Genomic DNA, 14,653 nt, shown 5'->3' on the forward strand with positions numbered 1-14,653 from the left:
TATTAGTACCAAAATGAATAAATTTTATGCCTTTAGAAATTGAAAGAAAGTTCCTTGTAAAAAACAAAGCTTTTAAAAAAGAATATTATCAAAAAAAAACCATAAAACAGGGCTATTTAAGTTCTGATAAAAGCAGAACTGTACGAATTAGAATTGCAGATACTAAAGCTTTTATTACGATTAAAGGAGCCTCTAATAAAACAGGTACTACGCGTTTTGAATGGGAAAAAGAAATTGACATCTCAGAAGGTGAGCAGCTACTTTTACTTTGCGAACCTGCTATTATTGACAAAACTCGGTTTTACATAAAAAATGAGAAGCACATTTTTGAAGTTGATGAGTTTTATGGAGATAACCAAGGTTTAATTGTGGCAGAAATAGAATTAAATTCAGAACATGAAGCTTTTAAAAAACCGTCTTGGTTAGGTATAGAGGTTACTGGTAATGAAAAATACTACAACGCTAAACTCAGTAAAAATCCTTCTAAAAAATGGTGATTTTAAAGATTATAAATCGCCATAAAATGGCTTCCACTGCCTAGCAACACAAATACATGAAAAATAGCATGGTTATAAGGCATTTTCTTAATAGAGTATAAAACGGCTCCGATAGAATAAAAAACACCTCCCGCAATTAAAAACTGAAACCCTGATGCGCTAATACTCTCCATTAATGGTTTTATAAAAAACATCACTTGCCAACCCATTAATAAGTACATTGCCGTAGAAATTTTACCGAATTTGCCTGTAAAAAAAAGTTTTAAAATAATACCGGTTAATGCAAAAAACCAAACAAAAAGAAACATATACCAACCCAGGTTAGAGTTTAAACCGACCAAGCAAAAGGGCGAATAACTACCCGCAATTAACACGTAAATTGCTGCATGATCTAAAATGTTTAGCTTTCTTCTTTTCTTCGGATTTTTTGCTGCGTGATAAAAAGTAGATGCCGCATATAAGATAAGCATACTTAAACCATATATGACAAAGCTGGCGGATTGCCAAAAATCACCATAATTTAATGATTTAATGATTAAAAAAGGAAAAGCAACGGCACTTAATGCCAACCCTAATCCATGAGAAATTACATTTAATTTCTCTTCTTTTACGCTATATAGGTAATTTAAATTCTCGCTCATTATTGGGTCTGTTTGTGTCTTTCATGTATTTGTGATTCTCTAATAAAGCAGCTTCCATTAACTCAAAAGTCTGCTGTTTTAAAGTTGGTATATCCTCTTTTGTAAATCCTTTTGTTTCTATAAATTTATATTGGTGTACTCTAAACATACCGGGACCTCCTTTAAAAAAATCCCAAGAAAACAAACGCTTACAGTCATAATAAATCTGGGGTACAATTGGAATTTCAAACTCTATCGCCAGGCTAAAGGCTCCGTTTCTAAAAGGTGCCAAAACAATGTTTTCTGTGGGCACTAAGCCTTCAGGAAAAATTGCCATACTTGTTCCGTCTTGTAGTTTCTTTTTAGCCCTTTCATAGACATTTTTTCTACTTTCAGGATTACTTCTATCGACCATAATAACGACTCTTTTATAGAAAAAACCAAAAATCGGAATTCTAACAAACTCTTGCTTACCTACAAAAACAATCGGATTTTTACTTAATGCAATTAACACAAAAGGGTCCATCATTGAGCTATGATTCGGGCAGAACATATAACTTTTATCTCGATCTAAAACTTCATCAGCCATAACTCGCAGTCGAAAACCCATCCCATAAATTAACATTTTAGCCCAAATTCTTATCATTTTCCAAAATGTAGGATAATAGGCGTCTTTAGATGTTAAAATCAATAAAAACGGAATCATTAGAATGATACTTACGCCGACTAAAATGTAAAACCAAATGCGCCAAATTAAAAGAAAAGGAATTTTAAAATACTTCACAGAATTGATAAACGTTATCGTATTGTTTTAATTATGGATGCTTAAAAAGAACGTAAAGTTACAACTCTTAAACTCTATACAACGTCCAAAAATACTAATATTCTTTTGTTTGATTGGTTTTCTTAAACAAAACCTTATTTTTGCGCTCGCAGTGCGTTTAAGTGTTTCATTCTTGCACAAACTGCGCTTAAATATATAATGTTATGTCTAGAATTTTAACTGGGGTACAAAGTACAGGAACGCCGCATTTAGGGAATTTGTTAGGAGCAATTTTACCAGCCATAGAAATGGCTAATGACCCTAAAAATGAAGCTTTTTTATTTATTGCAGATATGCATTCTTTAACACAAATTAAAGAAGGAAACGTATTAAGAGAAAACACTTACAGCACTGCTGCAACTTGGCTAGCTTGCGGTTTAGACATTCATAAAACCATTTTTTACAGGCAAAGTAATGTACCCCAAGTTACCGAATTATCTTGGTATTTAAGTTGTTTTTTTCCATACCAACGTTTAACATTAGCGCATAGTTTTAAAGATAAATCAGACCGATTAGAAGATGTAAATTCTGGTTTATTTAGCTACCCCATGTTAATGGCTGCTGATATTTTATTATATGATGCAGAAATTGTTCCTGTTGGAAAAGACCAATTACAGCATATAGAAATGGCACGTGATGTTGCAAATAGATTCAACCATCTTGTTGGTGAAACCTTGGTTGTTCCGGAAGGAAAAATCCAGGAGCATGTAAAATTAGTTCCAGGAACTGATGGCGGAAAAATGAGTAAATCTAGAGATAATATTATTAATATTTTCTTGTCAGATAAAAAATTGAGAAAACAAATAATGGGTATTCAGACAGATAGTAAAACGCTAGAAGATAAAAAAAACCCAGATACCGATACTGTATTTGCACTATATAAACTACTAGCTTCTGATGCGCAAATCATTGAAATGAGAGCAAATTATGAAGGAGGTAATTATGGATACGGACATGCAAAACAAGCTTTATACCTGCTGATTTTAGAAAAATTTGCAATCACTAGAGAGCGTTATAATCACTTTATGGCAAACAAACATGAAATTGACGATGCGCTTGCTATTGGAGCAAAAAAAGCAACTAGCGTTGCAGATGATGTTTTAAAAAGAGTAAGGGCAAAAATTGGTTATTAACATCAATAATCATAAAAAACTAATAAAGACGCACGATACAAGAATGATAAAATCATTGAGCCGTTTAAAAAATATTGCAACGGACCTAAATTAAATTAGCCCAAAATACATAGAAATACTGCAAAAAGTGTAAACTTTTATTTTCAAGAAGAAAGCAGCATTGACCGCATAACACAGACAGGTATATATTTAACAGAAACCGTTATAAAATTTATCATTTTAAACCAATATGTTTTTAAAAAAGCTGTCTGTACAGAAGTTTTTCACCTCTACATGTAGACTATTTTATAAACGAAATAGGAGGTAAAAAGGCGAAATATTTTATACCTATTTGTATAAATTCTCAAAACACAAAACTGAAGAGCTTACAGTAATAATGACCGATAATACAGGGTTTCATTCTACAAGAAATTATGAGTTGCGCAGATATTATAAAATTATTAAGAATTTCTCCTTGTACCTTAAAACTAAAGCCATCAGAAAAATATAGGCAAACATAAAACAATTTTATAAACATAAAGTTTTGAAAACCTTACAACACTAAAGATTTTGTTACCTGCTTTTGTGAAAGATGATTTAAAGCAATAAATTGTTAAAAGTAGCACACATAACCAATTTTATAAGAATAACCTTATTGAGTATTTTGGATTATAAGTGGTTTTAACATAATTATTGTGCGAAAAAGCATAAAAAACGGCAAAATCTTTCACTTTTACCGTTTTTAAAAATGTTTAAATTCTATTTAATTTTAATCGACTTTGCAATTGCCTCTAGCTCAAAAAGAAAAGCTCTTTTATTTACAGAGGGTGCGTACGTAAACCCCTCCACCACAACAAGTCTATTATTTTTTTTATCAATAATGGTATAGTTTACAAAAGGTCCTGCCATAAAATCATTTTTTACTTCCCATTTACCACGAGTTTCAAACGCTTTTTTTCCATCAACCTCTACATCAAATGTAAAGGGTGTATAGGCTTCTTCTGTAATCATGTGCATTGTTTCTGGTTTAGAACCAGGTATGTGTTTTTTACCTATTTTATTTCTAACCGATACAATACTGTCTGCTACTTGAGTTTCATCTAATAAAGGAACCGTATATACTAAAATATTATTGCTACCAGATTTTGCAATACCACTTGTTAAATGGTTTCGAAGCCATAAAAAATCTCCTGTATCATCTACCATTTTAAACTTATCCGGAACGGTAAGAGAAAGCCCTAAATTTTGCAGTGTTTTAAATTGTGAATCGTCTAGTTTATCTTTTTCAAAAATGTTTTGAGTAAACTGAACGTCTGCATCTAAAAATATTTTTTTAATTTCATTCTTTCGATCTTGTAATATTTTAATAATGCCTGCGTCATCTTTTGCTTGCACATAAATAATGGTTTGCGGTTGTGCGTACACATTATTTTTTACAGAAAAATTATCTACGCCTTCAGAAATAACTAGAATATTTCTGCTCGCTTTCATCATAGAACTAAATCCGCTTGGCGCTACTTGAGAGACCGATAATATTGGCTCTGGCTGTGGTAAACCCACCATTAATTCGCCAAAAGAATTCCGAACTTCTTTTCCTACATCTCCTGTCCAATCGCTAATTTTAGCAATAACCATTACTTTATTTATCTTACCAATAGAGCCTCTAACAATCATTTTGTCGTTACCAACACAAGAAATTAATAGAATGGTACTACATATAGCTAAAAATATTTTTTTCATGTATTTTAGTTTTAAAATTTTAAGTTGGTTCTTGATCATTTAATTCTCATGTACCAAAAATTGTTCCGTTTATTACATTTTTTAAAGAAATTGCTGAAAGGAACCTTTTTTAGCTATATTTTTCAACTATTTATGTTTAAGGAAGTTTTTTGGGATAAATATACAACCGTTGCCCAATTTTTAAGCTGCTGCTTTTCAATCTATTCCAACTTTTTATACTGCTTACTCTCACACCAAATTTATTGGCAATTTTACCTAAATAATCACCACTTTTAACTTTGTAACGAATACGCTGATCCATTTCGAAGTATTTCGGCAAGGGTTTTTCTCTTTTGGCATCATCTGCGTTTGCGAGCTCATATAATTCTTTTTCCTTCTCTAAAAACTCGACAACCTTGCTACTTGGCAATCTTACTACATAATTTTTATCCTTTAAATAAGGAATAATATCTAGTTTATAAGAAGGATTTAGATGCGCTAATACTTTTTCATCAACATTTATAATTTCTGAAATTTGATCAAAACTAATCGTTCTTTTTACATGAACTGTATCGGTCTGAAAATTAAAATATTCTGGTAGGTCTGCATAAATATTATGCTCTTTTGCATATTCAAAAATATACATAGTTGCATAAAAAGCCGGTACATAACCCGCTGTTTCTCTTGGTAAATAGGGTCTAATATTCCAATAATTACGATAACCACCAGAACGTTTTATGGCTTTTCTTACATTTCCTGGCCCAGAATTATAGGCGGCTAAAGCCAAATCCCAATCACCAAATACACCGTACAATTGGCTTAAGTATTTACAGGCGGCTATTGTTGCTTTTACAGGATCGTATCTTTCATCGACATAAGAACTTACCTTTAAATCGAATTCTTTACCCGTACCATACATAAATTGCCACAAACCAGATGCACCCATACCAGATCTTGCCCTTGGTTTTAAAGCGGATTCTACAATAGATAAATACTTCATTTCTAATGGAATATCATATTGATCTAAATGTTGCTCGAACATCGGAAAATAATATTTAGCTTTTGCCATTAAAGCAGGATAGTATTTTTTGCGATATACCAAATAACTATTAATTACTTTTTCTAATGCAGGATTGTACGCTAAATTAAAAGGGGTATTTTCATTTAGTACAGCCAATCTATTTTTTAATAAAGCAGATGTTAAGGTTTGTATAGAATTGTCTATAATGTCTTTATCATTAATTACATACTCTAAAGTGTCTATTAATGCTGAATTAAATTTTTGATTCACCAATAAACTATCAATAATTTTTAAGTCTTGATCTGAATAAAAATTTTTTATTACAGCTTGTTTTATCGTGTCACTTACACTGCGTAAGCTGTCTATTTTAACAATTGCAATACTGTCTTTTTGTTCTTGAGAAAACACAGAAATGCTAACCAAAAAACATATTAAAAATAACCTCATAAATTTTATAGCTGTAGTTCTAATGCAACAGGACAATGATCTGAATGTTTGGCTTCTGTTAAAATATACGCTCTAGAAATTTTTTCTTTTAAGGGTGCAGAAACCATGGCATAATCTAAACGCCAACCTTTATTATTATTTCTAGAATTGGCCCTATAACTCCACCAAGAGAATTGCTGTACTTCTTGATTTAAATGTCTAAAACTATCTATAAAGCCACTGTTGATAAAATCGCTCATCCAGCTTCTTTCTTCTGGTAAAAAACCTGATACGTTTTTCATTTTTGGATTGTGAATATCTATTTCTTCATGACAAATATTATAGTCTCCACAAATTACTAAATTCGGAATTTCTTGCTTTAAATTATTGATGTATTCTTGAAATTCATCCATATAATTTAGCTTAAAATTGAGTCTATCTAAATTAGAGCCCGAAGGAAGATATAGGCTCATTACAGAAACGTTATCAAAATCTACACGTAAATTTCTACCTTCAAAATCCATGGTTTCTATACCTGTTCCGTACTCAATATGATTTGGTTTTTCTTTACAAAAAATAGCTACTGAAGAATAGCCTTTTTTTTGTGCAGAAAACCAATAATGGTATGGATAGCCTGCATTTTCAAATTCGGTAAGATCTAATTGTTCTTTGTGCGCTTTGGTTTCTTGAATGCAAATCACATCTGGATTTGCCACTTTTAACCAATCGATAAAGCCCTTTTTTAAAGCTGCTCTAATTCCGTTTACGTTGTATGATATTATTTTCATTAGCCCTTTTTAATTTCCCCGAAAGGAAAACACTCTTGTGCTTTAGTTAATCTATAATTATTGGTTTCTTTAGAAAAATCCAAGTTATTTCAGTTTTCTCCCCCGTTTGTGTTGTAAATTTCTTTTTTCTTGGTGATAAGAAAACAGCTAAAACTGCAGAGACACCGCCTTGTATCATTGAATTTTCTATTCCGAACACAAAACCAAAAAGAAAAATAAAAGTAACTGTCAGTATAAATATGACGATAAAAGGTCTCTTTGCTAAATACTCCATTATAAAAAATTATATTTTATGATTAATTACTTTTTTAAAAAACAACCATTTTATTTGTTCTTCTTCCCCATGCTGTTTTTGAACAATTTTAGCTTTTGGTGATAACACATAAGTTATTGGCGTTGAGACTAAAATTTGTAAGCCAGTATTGTTAATGATTTCAAAATTTTTAATCAGTAAAAATAAAACTGTAAAAAGAATTGGGTAAATTAACCAGTATGTTTTTTTAAATAATTTCATTCTGTAGTATTTTTATGTAAATAGACCTCACAGGTTTAAAAAACCTGTGGGGTCTAAACTAAAACTAAATATCCATTTCTGGGATTTCTCCATCGACAACCAACGTACCTTCAGTAGCATTTTGAATTTCTTCTACAGAAACACCTGGTGCTCTTTCTAGCAAGTGAAAAACATTGTTTTTTACTTCTAAAACCGCTAAATTAGTAACTACTTTAGTTACGCACCCCACACCCGTTAAGGGCAAAGAGCAGTGTTTTAATATTTTAGATTCGCCTTTTTTATTAGTGTGCATCATGGCTACAATAATATTTTCTGCGGATGCTACTAAATCCATCGCACCCCCCATTCCTTTCACCATTTTTCCCGGAATTTTCCAGTTAGCGATATCTCCGTTTTGAGAAACTTCCATGGCTCCCAAAATTGTAAGCTGCACATGTTTACCACGAATCATGGAAAAACTCATTGAAGAATCAAAAAAACTTGCTCCAGGCATTGTCGTAATCGTTTGCTTGCCTGCATTTATAATGTCTGCGTCTTCTTCGCCTTCAAAAGGAAAAGGGCCCATTCCTAAAACACCATTTTCAGATTGAAATTCAACTTCAATATCCTCTCTCACGTAATTTGCAACCAACGTCGGAATACCAATCCCTAAGTTTACGTAAAATCCGTTTTGAACTTCTTGTGCAATTCTTTTTGCTATTCCGTTTTTGTCTAACATAATTTAATGTACCAATTAAATAATTTAACAATGTATCAATTCTGCTTTAGAGATTTAATACTTGTACTTAATATTTTATATAAAATCAATCCTAATTCATGTACTTTTTTACTTAAATCTAAATGATTTGGATATGACTTTGATTTTTTACATAAAACCAACCAATATTTGGTTTCCTCTAGTTCTTTGGTAGCAATTTTTATTTTATGTATAAAATCTGCTTTACTTTCTGCATTTTGAGCTTCATGAACATTTGCTCCTATACTTGTTCCTGATTTTAAAAGTTGGCGAGAAATCACATATTTTCTGCCTGCCTCCAGCTCTTCACAATATTCAATTATTAATAATGCAACTTCTATTGATTTGTCTACTACAGGATTTTTTATTGCTACATTTTTAAATTGTTACATTGATTAATTGCGTATGCGCACCGTTCGCTGCTCAATTCTTTTCTCGTAGTTGACGCCTTGAAAAATACGCTGCACAAAGATTCCTGGAATATGAACATTATTTGGATCTAGCTCGCCAACAGGCACTAGCTCCTCAACTTCTGCAACGGTAATTGTTGCCGCGCCGCACATATTTGCGTTAAAGTTTCTTGCAGTTCCTTTAAAAATTAAATTTCCGGCGGCATCACCTTTCCATGCTTTTACAAAAGCAAAATCGGCTTTAAAAGCAGGTTCTAAAACATGCATTTTACCCTCAAAATCTCTTGTTTCTTTTCCTTCTGCTACTTCTGTTCCGAAGCCTGCAGGAGTGTAAAATGCAGGAAAACCAGCTTGTGCAGCTCTACATTTTTCTGCTAAAGTACCTTGTGGTGTTAATTCTACTTCTAATTCTCCAGACAACATTTGACGTTCAAACTCGTCATTTTCGCCCACATAAGAAGAAATCATTTTTTTAATTTGCTTATTTTGAAGCAATAAACCCAAACCAAAACCGTCTACACCCGCATTGTTAGAAATACAAGTAACCTCTCTAACATCTAATTGTACCAATTCTGAAATTGCGTTTTCAGGTATGCCACACAAACCAAAACCACCTAACATAAAAGTCATTCCACTTTTAACACCGATTAAGGCTTCTTGTACGTTTTTTACTTTTTTATTGATCATAATACATTAAATGAGTTGTTTGTAATTATTAGCTACCTAAATACTGAAAGACTATTCTGCAAAAACGTGTTCAGCATAAAAAAGTTTATTAGAAATCTATATCTTCTTCTAAAAATGTCTTTTTAATTTCTTTTCCTTCCTCGCCATCTTTTTCATCACAGTTTATATTGATAGATAAATCTTCTGGTTTTTCAAAATCTTCTTTACTAATATTGAGTGTTTTATCTGCATAACATTTTTTCATAAATAACGCCCAAGTAGGCAAAGACATTGTGGCACCTTGCCCTTTTGTAATCCCTGCAAAATGGGTTGCTCTATCTTCACCACCTGTCCAAACCCCGGTTGCTAAATTGGGTACAATCCCCATAAACCAACCATCAGATTGATTTTGTGTAGTTCCTGTTTTACCAGCAATTGCATTGTCAAATTCGTACGGAAACCCAGTAACTACTTTTCCGCCTGAAGTCCATTTAGAACGCAATCTAATTCCTGAACCAGACGCTGTTACGCCTTCTAATAAATTTAAGATTACATAAGCAGACTCTTCACTTAACACCTCTTGAGTTTGAGGAACAAAATTCTTTAAAACAGTTCCGTTTTTATCCTCAATTCTTGTAATAATCATCGGACTTACACGTAAACCCTTATTTGCAAATGTGCTATACGCACTTACCATTTCAAATAAAGATAAATCTACCGCACCTAAAGCAATAGAAGGATTTGGTTTCATTACAGTTTCAATACCCGCAGCTTTTGCCAAACGCACTACATTTATGGGCGCAACTTTATCTATTAAATTCACAGAAATTGTATTGATAGAGCCCGCTAATCCATCTTTTAAAGTTACCATTCCTCCATATTTATTACTAGAATTATCTGGCGTCCAAGCTTCAGGAATTCCATATTTTCCTTTCGGAATTGTATATCGAATATTTGGTAACATATCACAAGGAGACATCCTTAACTGGTTAATTGCTGTTGCATACACAAAAGGTTTAAACGTAGAACCTACTTGTCTTTTTTGTTGCGCTACGGCATCATACTTAAAATGCTTGCTATCGATACCGCCCACCCACGCTTTTATATGACCCGTTTGTGGCTCTATGGATAATAATCCTGAACGTAAAAAATGTTTGTAATATTTAAGAGAATCATTCGGAGACATTATAGTGTCTCGATCTCCCTTCCAAGAAAAAACTTTCATAGCCGTTTTTGTGTTGAAGATTTTATCTATTTCTTTGGATGATTTACCTACTTGCTTTAAACGTCTGTATCTTTCTGATCTTTTTTTAGCGCGTTCATAAATACCTTCTATTTGACTTTTTTCTAGATCATAAAAAGGTGCTATTCTATTTCTTTTTTGTTCTTCAAAAAAATACGATTGCAAATTTGCCATGTGCTCTGAAACCGCTTGTTCTGCATATTTTTGCATCCTAGAATCTATGGTTACATAAATTTTTAAACCATCACTAAAAATATCATATTCTTCGCCGTTTGGTTTTGGATTATTTTGTACCCATTTGCGCATCATTTTCTGTAAATGAGCTCTAAAATAGGTTGCATAGCCCTCATCATGACTTTCTGGAGTATAATTAATGTTTAAAGGTAACTGTTGCAAATTAATTTTTTCTGCTTCGGTAATAAAGTTGTTTTTAGACATTTGTAATAAAACAACATTTCTTCTTTGTTTTACTTTATCCTCTCTTCTTAAAGGGTTAAAATAAGAAGAATTTTTAAGCATCCCTACCAGCATGGCCGATTCCTGCACTTCTAAATCTTTAGGTTCTTTACCAAAATAAATTCTTGCCGCAGAACGAATACCCACTGCCTGATTTAGAAAATCGTATTTATTTAAATACATGGCAATAACTTCTTGTTTGGTATACTGCGACTCTAATTTAGTAGCAACCACATATTCCTTCATTTTTTGCCCAATTCTTTTAAAAATATTTCTAGAAGGCTCTCCTGTAAACAACATTTTAGCTAATTGCTGTGTAATTGTACTCGCACCACCGCTTCCTGGTTTTAAAATAGCCCTTGCCAAACCTTGAAAATCAATGCCTGTATGTTCATAAAAACGCTCGTCTTCTGTAGCAACTAATGCGTTTACCAAATTTTCTGGCAACTCTCTAAAATGCACCGGTGTTCTATTTTCTTTGGCGTATTTACCAATAGTAACGCCATCGGCAGAAATAACTTCTGTTGCTAAATTAGTCTGCGGATTTTCTAATTCTTCAAAAGTTGGCAATACTCCGAAACCATCTATTGAGGCAATAAAAAAGAGCCCAACCAGCCCAAGGAATCCACCTAAAACGATTCCCCAAAACCAAATTATATATTTCTTAAAACTTGTTGCTCCTTTCTTTGTCATTTTTATTCTATTTTTTCTATACTAAAACCTACATCTTGCACACCTTCTAAAAAAGGAATCGTTGCTACTTCTCCGCTTTTCCGCATTGCATGCCTAATATTTAGCATATATTTCCCGTTTGCAGGAAATACTTTTTCTTCTTTGTAAAATAATTTATTTTCTTTAATCTCTGTAAAACCTCTTCCTAAATATGTACCAGTAGCATCTGCCATTTCATATTGTAAGGTATCAACCACTTTATTTCCGTTCGGAAAATACAACGCTGTAATAACATATAAATTACTAAACCTGTACGCACTATTATTTCTAATATGAATAAACAAATTTTTAGCGGTAATAGTGTCTACAATATCAAACTCAAAAGAAACATTATTATGCGCCTGCCAAGAAGCATCTTGCACCGATTTAAATTTTGTAAATTCTATTTTATCGGCACAAGAAATCAAGAAAATAAATATGATCAAAAAAATAAAAATATTATTTTTCTTGAGGATTCTCTCCATTTTTAGGCCTATTAATAGTTCTATTTCTATTGTTTTTCTTTGGTTTACTCTCTGAATTACCCGCAGCTTTTGGTGTATTTGGTTTTGCTTCTGATTTCGGATTTGTCGTTCCTTTTGGCTTTGGGGTTACCCTTGCTTTTTGATTTGGATTCGGCTTCGGCTTCGGCTTTTGGTTTGGATTAACTTTTTGATTCGGGTTTGGCTTTGGTCTTCTCTTTGGCTGCTGCTTTTGAGGAGCCTCTGTTGTTTGACTTGCGCCTACCGCAACCGGCTTTTTCTTTTTATTTCTATTATTTCTTCTTTTACTATTCTTTGGTGCATCAAAACGTGTTAAGCTATCTTGCCCAACTGCATCCTCGAAACTTACCGTTTCTGGTATTTCTATTTCAGATTCATATTCTTCTAAAGAAATAGATTTCTCGTTATTTTTATTCAATTCAATAATTTCTTGAACCTGCTCTAACGTTAACCTAAACCACTTAAAACGCTCTGTTTTATAGGTGTACCAAAGGTGTCTTTTAAAAATATCCATCTTTATAAAAACAGCCTCTCCTTTTTCTGTGTTTAAGACTAAATCTTGTTTCGGAAAAGATTTAAGTGCATCTAAATAGGAGTCTAACTCATAGTTTAAACAGCATTTTAACTTACCACATTGCCCAGCTAATTTTAGTGGGTTTAGTGATAATTGCTGATAACGTGCCGCAGAAGTACTTACTTTTCTGAAATCCGTTAACCAAGTAGAGCAACATAATTCTCTACCACAAGAACCAATACCTCCTAATCTTGCCGCCTCTTGCCTTGCACCAACCTGTTTCATTTCTACTCGAATAGAAAAAGCACCTGCTAAATCTCTAATTAACTGTCTAAAATCTACCCGTGCATCTGCCGTATAATAAAAAGTAGCTTTATTACCGTCTCCTTGATATTCTACATCAGAAAGTTTCATTTGCAAACCTAAACGCCCAAGAATTTCTCTACCTTTTTTTTGTGTTTCTGCTTCTTTAGCTCTTGCCGCTTGCCAAATATCAATATCTCTTTGACTTGCTTTTCTGTATATTTTCTTTACTTCTTCATGATCTTCAGTAATTTTGTGCTTTTTCATTTGCACCTTCACCAATTCTCCTGCTAAAGAAACGGTGCCAATATCATGCCCTGGCGAACCTTCTACCGCAATAATATCGCCCATAATAATGGGTAAATTGTCTACATTTTTAAAAAAATGTTTCCGTCCATTTTTAAAACGCACTTCAAAAATATTGAAACGCTCTTGCCCACTTGGTAATGTCATATTAGAAAGCCAATCAAAAACCGCTAGTTTTTCACTACCACTTCCACAACTTCCTGATCCACAATTACCGTTACTTTTACAACCTTTTGGTACGCCATTTTCTGTTGTACCACAACTTCCACATGCCATATGCGTATATATTTTTGTCAGTTTTTAATTCTTCGTAGTTTGTTTTAAGTATAAACAATGCAAAAACAACTTTTAAAAATTTAAAAACGTCTGATTTATAATTTGATTATCAGATTGATATAAAAACACCATCTAATTTTCCTTAATCCGTAAATATACGTATTCTCAAAGAATGACAAAATAGGTTGACGAAAGTTATCTGAACTACTTTTGTACCTAATTACAGAACAAATATAGTTTTAATGTTTGATTGACTTTTGTTCTCTTTAGAATTTGCAGGGGTTGGATTAGAATTCGTGTAAAATTTGTGTTTTTTAACAAATTATTGCTTAAACTTCAAATATTTACTTATTTATTTTTAAAAAAATATTGCTTTTCCTTCAATTAAAAAAAGCTAACTTAAAAAATCAAAAACAATATTATTTTGTAAAAACTGCAACAAAAAGCAATAAAACGTAAAATATTACTAATTTTAACTGTGTCTTTACGCAGTTTTTGTAAAAAGGTAGTTTTTTCTTTGCTAGTTCCCTTTTTTTTATGTGTATTTAACTGTTTATATAAAAGTTCTGATCAAACCTTTACAGAAACTTGCTAGCAAAAAGAAGAATGTTTATAACAAATTGCGCACATTCTTTTTTACATTTTTTTAGACCTTAACCAAGAAGATATTCTTGGATGTTTTTTTGAACGTGTATTATACGTTTTTTAACTTAAATGAATAATTTTAAAAATATTTATAATGAAAAAAATTTTTCTTTTAATTGCAGTGGTAAGTCTTACTCTAATGAGTTTTTCTGAAAGTAATAGTAATAGTGTTTATACAAATGAATCTAGTATCATTGAAATTCAAATAATTGATGATATTCCATTTACGGGAGAAGTAAATTGTAAATGGAGAACTTGTCTGGTCTATGGCGATGGGAGCAAGACTTGTGGGGAATGGACCCGTGGCAAATGCAACAAAGATGACAAGGGTGTTTTAACAAAAATTTAATCATCTTAAAAAAAC

At 32.3% G+C, this 14,653-nt stretch carries 16 protein-coding genes; 3 read left to right on the forward strand and 13 right to left on the reverse strand.

Annotated features, from left to right (window positions below; all coding sequences use genetic code 11):
- Positions 1-26 precede the first annotated feature (26 nt).
- Complete coding sequence (locus tag ES044_RS10195) at positions 27-497, forward strand: CYTH domain-containing protein (RefSeq protein WP_147119228.1); 471 nt, start codon at positions 27-29, stop codon at positions 495-497.
- A 2-nt stretch (positions 498-499) separates the two neighbouring features.
- On the opposite strand, the gene trhA is transcribed toward ES044_RS10195, so the two are convergent.
- Positions 500-1,138: a PAQR family membrane homeostasis protein TrhA gene (trhA, locus tag ES044_RS10200; RefSeq protein ID WP_147119230.1), complete on the reverse strand. Its 639-nt coding sequence runs from the start codon at positions 1,136-1,138 to the stop codon at positions 500-502.
- The gene (locus ES044_RS10205) at positions 1,110-1,901 is read right to left on the reverse strand and encodes a lysophospholipid acyltransferase family protein (protein ID WP_147119231.1); all 792 of its coding nucleotides are present in this window, start codon (positions 1,899-1,901) and stop codon (positions 1,110-1,112) included. Before ES044_RS10205 ends, trhA begins: the two co-directional genes overlap by 29 nt.
- A gap of 203 nt (positions 1,902-2,104) precedes the next feature.
- Here ES044_RS10205 and trpS point away from each other — a divergent pair, with 203 nt between their 5' ends.
- Positions 2,105-3,073, forward strand: coding sequence for a tryptophan--tRNA ligase (trpS, locus tag ES044_RS10210; protein ID WP_147119232.1), 969 nt, complete (start codon positions 2,105-2,107; stop codon positions 3,071-3,073).
- Positions 3,074-3,811: 738 nt separating this feature from the next.
- On the opposite strand, the gene ES044_RS10215 is transcribed toward trpS, so the two are convergent.
- The 11 genes from ES044_RS10215 to ricT all read right to left on the reverse strand — a co-directional run bounded on the left by ES044_RS10215 (position 3,812) and on the right by ricT (position 13,644).
- Complete coding sequence (locus ES044_RS10215; RefSeq protein ID WP_147119234.1) at positions 3,812-4,792, reverse strand: DUF4837 family protein; 981 nt, start codon at positions 4,790-4,792, stop codon at positions 3,812-3,814.
- Between the two features lie 136 nt (positions 4,793-4,928).
- Positions 4,929-6,239 (reverse strand): lytic transglycosylase domain-containing protein, encoded by a 1,311-nt coding sequence (locus ES044_RS10220; protein ID WP_147119236.1) that lies wholly within the window; start codon positions 6,237-6,239, stop codon positions 4,929-4,931.
- Positions 6,240-6,244: 5 nt separating this feature from the next.
- Positions 6,245-7,006 carry an exodeoxyribonuclease III gene (locus ES044_RS10225; protein WP_147119238.1) on the reverse strand — a complete coding sequence of 254 codons (762 nt, stop codon included), beginning with the start codon at positions 7,004-7,006 and terminating at the stop codon, positions 6,245-6,247.
- Positions 7,007-7,052: 46 nt separating this feature from the next.
- A complete protein-coding gene (locus tag ES044_RS10230; protein WP_147119239.1) occupies positions 7,053-7,280 on the reverse strand; it encodes a hypothetical protein in 228 nt (75 codons plus the stop codon).
- 9 nt (positions 7,281-7,289) lie between these two features.
- Complete coding sequence (locus ES044_RS10235) at positions 7,290-7,520, reverse strand: hypothetical protein (RefSeq protein ID WP_147119241.1); 231 nt, start codon at positions 7,518-7,520, stop codon at positions 7,290-7,292.
- Between the two features lie 64 nt (positions 7,521-7,584).
- Entirely contained in the window at positions 7,585-8,238 is a 654-nt protein-coding gene (locus tag ES044_RS10240; protein WP_147119243.1) for a 3-oxoacid CoA-transferase subunit B, read from the reverse strand.
- A 35-nt stretch (positions 8,239-8,273) separates the two neighbouring features.
- Positions 8,274-8,624 (reverse strand): four helix bundle protein, encoded by a 351-nt coding sequence (locus ES044_RS10245; protein WP_147119244.1) that lies wholly within the window; start codon positions 8,622-8,624, stop codon positions 8,274-8,276.
- Between the two features lie 27 nt (positions 8,625-8,651).
- Complete coding sequence (locus ES044_RS10250; protein WP_147119246.1) at positions 8,652-9,353, reverse strand: CoA transferase subunit A; 702 nt, start codon at positions 9,351-9,353, stop codon at positions 8,652-8,654.
- 88 nt (positions 9,354-9,441) lie between these two features.
- On the reverse strand, positions 9,442-11,724 hold the full coding sequence (locus ES044_RS10255; RefSeq protein WP_147119249.1) for a transglycosylase domain-containing protein: 2,283 nt from the start codon (positions 11,722-11,724) through the stop codon (positions 9,442-9,444).
- A gap of 2 nt (positions 11,725-11,726) precedes the next feature.
- The gene (locus ES044_RS10260) at positions 11,727-12,227 is read right to left on the reverse strand and encodes a gliding motility lipoprotein GldH (RefSeq protein WP_147119251.1); all 501 of its coding nucleotides are present in this window, start codon (positions 12,225-12,227) and stop codon (positions 11,727-11,729) included.
- Positions 12,202-13,644: a regulatory iron-sulfur-containing complex subunit RicT gene (ricT, locus tag ES044_RS10265; RefSeq protein ID WP_147119253.1), complete on the reverse strand. Its 1,443-nt coding sequence runs from the start codon at positions 13,642-13,644 to the stop codon at positions 12,202-12,204. Before ricT ends, ES044_RS10260 begins: the two co-directional genes overlap by 26 nt.
- 739 nt (positions 13,645-14,383) lie before the next feature.
- Between ricT and ES044_RS10270 the strand changes: the two genes are divergently transcribed.
- Positions 14,384-14,638, forward strand: coding sequence for a hypothetical protein (locus ES044_RS10270; protein ID WP_147119255.1), 255 nt, complete (start codon positions 14,384-14,386; stop codon positions 14,636-14,638).
- Positions 14,639-14,653 lie beyond the last annotated feature (15 nt).

Source organism: Polaribacter sp. IC066 (assembly GCF_007997085.1).
Lineage (GTDB): Bacteria > Bacteroidota > Bacteroidia > Flavobacteriales > Flavobacteriaceae > Polaribacter.

Bases quoted from the DNA above. Each gene is read 5' to 3' on its own strand.
- ES044_RS10225 (WP_147119238.1), bottom strand. From the start codon at position 7,006: ATGAAAATAATATCATACAACGTAAACGGAATTAGAGCAGCTTTAAAA.
- ES044_RS10270 (WP_147119255.1), top strand. From the start codon at position 14,384: ATGAAAAAAATTTTTCTTTTAATTGCAGTGGTAAGTCTTACTCTAATG.
- ES044_RS10235 (WP_147119241.1), bottom strand. From the start codon at position 7,520: ATGAAATTATTTAAAAAAACATACTGGTTAATTTACCCAATTCTTTTT.
- ES044_RS10220 (WP_147119236.1), bottom strand. From the start codon at position 6,239: ATGAGGTTATTTTTAATATGTTTTTTGGTTAGCATTTCTGTGTTTTCT.
- trpS (WP_147119232.1), top strand. From the start codon at position 2,105: ATGTCTAGAATTTTAACTGGGGTACAAAGTACAGGAACGCCGCATTTA.
- ES044_RS10215 (WP_147119234.1), bottom strand. From the start codon at position 4,792: ATGAAAAAAATATTTTTAGCTATATGTAGTACCATTCTATTAATTTCT.
- ES044_RS10255 (WP_147119249.1), bottom strand. From the start codon at position 11,724: ATGACAAAGAAAGGAGCAACAAGTTTTAAGAAATATATAATTTGGTTT.
- ES044_RS10240 (WP_147119243.1), bottom strand. From the start codon at position 8,238: ATGTTAGACAAAAACGGAATAGCAAAAAGAATTGCACAAGAAGTTCAA.
- trhA (WP_147119230.1), bottom strand. From the start codon at position 1,138: ATGAGCGAGAATTTAAATTACCTATATAGCGTAAAAGAAGAGAAATTA.
- ES044_RS10230 (WP_147119239.1), bottom strand. From the start codon at position 7,280: ATGGAGTATTTAGCAAAGAGACCTTTTATCGTCATATTTATACTGACA.
- ES044_RS10260 (WP_147119251.1), bottom strand. From the start codon at position 12,227: ATGGAGAGAATCCTCAAGAAAAATAATATTTTTATTTTTTTGATCATA.
- ES044_RS10195 (WP_147119228.1), top strand. From the start codon at position 27: ATGCCTTTAGAAATTGAAAGAAAGTTCCTTGTAAAAAACAAAGCTTTT.
- ES044_RS10250 (WP_147119246.1), bottom strand. From the start codon at position 9,353: ATGATCAATAAAAAAGTAAAAAACGTACAAGAAGCCTTAATCGGTGTT.
- ricT (WP_147119253.1), bottom strand. From the start codon at position 13,644: ATGGCATGTGGAAGTTGTGGTACAACAGAAAATGGCGTACCAAAAGGT.